This is a genomic window from Caballeronia sp. (assembly GCF_028292365.1).
In the GTDB taxonomy this organism is placed as follows: domain Bacteria; phylum Pseudomonadota; class Gammaproteobacteria; order Burkholderiales; family Burkholderiaceae; genus Caballeronia.
Genome location: NZ_JAQGMM010000654.1, coordinates 1 through 3,318 on the forward strand (window position 1 = coordinate 1; position 3,318 = coordinate 3,318).

General features: G+C 63.8%; 1 protein-coding gene and 1 pseudogene. Both read left to right on the forward strand.

All coding sequences use genetic code 11. From position 1 onward, the window contains the following. Positions 1-214: 214 nt before the first annotated feature. A complete protein-coding gene (locus JWR14_RS37745; protein ID WP_299719811.1) occupies positions 215-2,476 on the forward strand; it encodes a hybrid sensor histidine kinase/response regulator in 2,262 nt (753 codons plus the stop codon). A 195-nt stretch (positions 2,477-2,671) separates the two neighbouring features. Continuing rightward, a pseudogene (locus JWR14_RS37750) lies at positions 2,672-3,318 on the forward strand (hypothetical protein); the annotation flags it as partial.

The window sequence follows — 3,318 nt, forward strand, 5'->3', positions numbered from 1 at the left end:
TTTTAAACGTCGATGCGGTCGGTTTGGCAGAATATCGATTCATCGATTGAATAGACGATAAAGGCACGATTTATGCACGCGGTCTCTTTCCCGAGCGCTGGCGGCAAACCAACAAGCGGCTAAAATGCGCGAAATACCGCGTGCCGCGTTCGCTGCCTTCATGGTTGCATAAAGATGCCACGCTCAGCCATTCACATCGGGACGACGAGTCATCATGACGCCGCAACGCGAGGAACCGGGCGCTGACCATTGGCAGGACGAGCCGCCGTTTCCCGTGGTGCCGGAGCGTAACTTCGCCGCCCAGCGCATGACCCTCCGGGTCCTGCTGATCGCCGCCATTGTCCTGCCCTGCCTGTATGTCGCGGCCATGTCGTGGAGCGACTTGAAATCGCGCGAAGCCGATGCTGCCGAGGTGGTCGATCGCAACGCGCACGTGGCCGAAGAACACGCGCTGAAAGTCTTCGACATGAACGAGACGCTCAACGCCCGCGTGATCGACCTGATCCACGGCGTGGACGACGACACCTTGCGCGGCGAAGAACTCGACATTCACAACAAGCTCGCGGCAATGGGCGGCGGTTATCCGCAAGTGGCGTCGGTGAGCATTATTGGCGCCGATGGACGCCTGATTGCCACGAGCCGCATTTACCCCGCGCCGGATGTATCGATTGCAACCCGCGACGACTTCGTCGGCATCCGCGACAACAAGATGTTCGAAAACGTCTCGCGCGTGATGCTCGGCAAGGTGGCGGGAGAAACCGTGTTCAACACGGCCGTGCCGCGCAAGAACTCGGATGGCCGCTTCGCCGGCATTGTGACCATTGCGCTGCGTCCCGGTTACTTTGGCGCGTTCTATCGCGAGTTGCTGGGCGAACACTCCACCGTATCGCTTGGCCTCACACGCGCAGACGGCGCCGTGCTCGCCTGGTATCCGGCCAGGCCGCCCAACCGCATGGACCTTGCCGCCAGCTCGCCGTTGCGCGAGGCGTATGCCAGGGAACAGCACAACGGCGTAGTGCGAATGCGCTCAGGACTCGACAATGAAATGAAGATCGTGGCGTTCCGGAAGGTGGGGAATTATCCGGTGTATGTATCCAGCGGATATCCCGTCGCAACCATCTGGGCCGCGTGGTATCGGCGTGTCAGCGTGCTGATGCTGTCCTTGTTTGCGCCGTGCGTGGTGTTGTGGGGCGTGATCTGGTCGTCGCTGCGCCGCCTCGCCCACGAAGAAGAAGCCTGGGAGCGCTGGCAGGCGGAAGCGTCCATGCGCCGGTCGATCGAATCGGCTTACCGGCAGGCACGCAAGATGGAAGCGCTGGGCAATCTGGTGGGCAGCGTCGCGCATGACTTCAACAACCTGCTGATGATCCTCTCGACCAACGTCCAGATCGTCCGGCGACGCGGCGCCACCGGACTGGATCGCGAGTTGTCGGCCATGGAACGTGCGCTCAAAAGCGGCCAGTCGCTCACGCGCCAGTTGCTGGGCGTCGCGCGCAAGCAGCCGCTGCGCAATGAGACCATCGCGATCGGCAAGTGGCTGCCGGCCTGCCGCGAACTGCTGAAGGCGTCGCTGGGCGCAAAAGTCGCGCTGAATCTGGAAACGAGTAATGACGTGTGGCCGGTTCGCGTCGATGCAGCCGAACTCGAGCTTGCGCTGATCAACGTGGCCGTGAACGCCCGCGACGCCATGCCGAGCGGCGGCACCTTCTCGGTCCGCGCTGACAACGTGCGCTTTCGCCACGAGGACGGGTTTCCGATCATCGGCGAATTCGTGCAGTTGACGCTGGAGGACACGGGCGCGGGCATGGGTCCGGAGGTCCTCGGCCGCGCGTTCGAACCGTTGTTCACCACCAAGTCCAAAGGCATGGGTACCGGGCTGGGCCTGCCGCAAGTGTTCGCGTTCTGCGAGCGCGCGGGCGGCGTGGCGACCATCGATAGCGCGGTCGGTGCAGGCACCTCGGTGCGACTCTATCTGCCGCGCGCGAGTGCAACCGTGGCGGAATCGCCCGATGCACAGCATGACACCGCTGCGGCAAGTGAATCGCACGGCCTGCGCGTGCTGCTGGTGGAAGATAACGAAGAAGTGGCGGCAGGCACCGAGGCGTTGTTATCGATGATGAATCACGACGTCACGCATATCTTCAACGCGGACGGCGCGATCGCCATGCTGGAGGCGGCCCGTCGCGACGTCGCCAATGGCGGTTTGCTGCCGTTCGACGTCGTGCTCTCCGATATCCACATGCCGGGCAAACTGAACGGCATCGACCTGGCCGAGATCCTGCAAAGCTGGACGCCGCGTGTGCCGGTGATCCTGGTGACGGGGTATGCCGAAGAACTGGACAGGGCACGTCAGGTCGACGCGCGCGTATTGTCCAAACCGTTCGATATCGCCCTGCTCGATTCGCTTCTTCAAGCCATCCGCGAAAACCTGAGCGCACGCGCCGACAAACGCGAACACGGCGAAGCGCAGCACTGAACCGCGCGCCTTTTTCCACGTCGTTTGTAAAAATATCCGCTCGCCGGCCGGCATGCGGCGGGGTTGCCTTCGGCTGTGGAGCGCATCGCGGCGCGCGCGCCCGCGACCCGGCACGCGAGTTGCGAGGTTCAGGTGGAAGTGCGGCGAATCTCTCTGACACGTCGCAACTCAATCCAGGCCACCCAGGAGGCAGCCATGCGACACACAGTTATTGGTATCTTCGATACCTACGACCAGGCCGAAGTGGCGCGCAGCGCACTTGTCGCGTCGGGTTTTGCACGTTCCGACATCGAACTCCAGGCCGCGCCCGAACCTTCCTCCCCCGATGACCCGGCGCTGGCGCCCGGCCTCGGCCAGCCGCCCGAAACCGGCGGCGTTCTGGCGAATATTGAACGCTTCTTTTCGATGCTGTTCGGCGGCCGCGATCAACCGCCCGAAGTCGCGCATTACTCTGAAGCCGTGCGGCGCGGGGCGGTGCTGGTGGCTGTCGATACAGCAACCGAGGAGCGCGCAGACGTTGCGCGCCTGACGCTGGCTGAACAAGGCGCAATCGATATAGACGAACGCGCCGCCAGTTGGGGCACGCTGAATCACTCACGCACGGCAAATCCGGCAGCCGCTGAAGCCGACGATCGCGATCACTCGCTGCTCGACGAACTCGGCCTCGGCTCGGGCAGTGCCGTGCCGGGACGTGCACCGGTGAATCCGCCGGCCGATCCGCTCGACCCCGTTCGCGCCGATGCCAGCCGCGCCCGCGCGTATCCCCACGCTGACCGTGACGATCCGGCTGTGCAGCCGCTCGACCCGATCAGCCCGGTCGGCCGCGATGTATTTGCCGGCGG